The sequence below is a fragment of the Sphingomonas sp. CCH5-D11 genome, assembly GCF_001557395.1.
Classification (GTDB): Bacteria; Pseudomonadota; Alphaproteobacteria; order Sphingomonadales; family Sphingomonadaceae; genus Sphingomonas.
The window spans coordinates 1-228 of sequence record NZ_LSKH01000174.1; the positions used below are offsets into that span (position 1 = coordinate 1).

At 67.5% G+C, this 228-nt stretch carries 1 pseudogene; it reads right to left on the reverse strand.

What is annotated here, in order from left to right:
- Positions 1 to 121, reverse strand: a pseudogene (locus AX702_RS22060) (DUF934 domain-containing protein); the annotation flags it as partial.
- Between the last annotated feature and the right edge of the window lie 107 nt (positions 122 to 228).

The window sequence follows — 228 nt, forward strand, 5'->3', positions numbered from 1 at the left end:
CCCCCGCCTCCAGCCGCACCGCGCCGGCGTTGGTCTGGCCGTCGAGAAAGGCGTCCAGCGTGATCGCCGGCTCGTCATGCGCTTCATCGTCGCGGAAACGCAGCAGATTGTCGTGGGTCATGTCGGTCATGGTCACTCGTCACCCTCCCGCTTGCGGGAAGGATGGCCTTCGAAATTCCCCTCCCGCTTGAGAGAGGGGGTGGGGGCGGGCGTGTGGCTGGCGTGGGT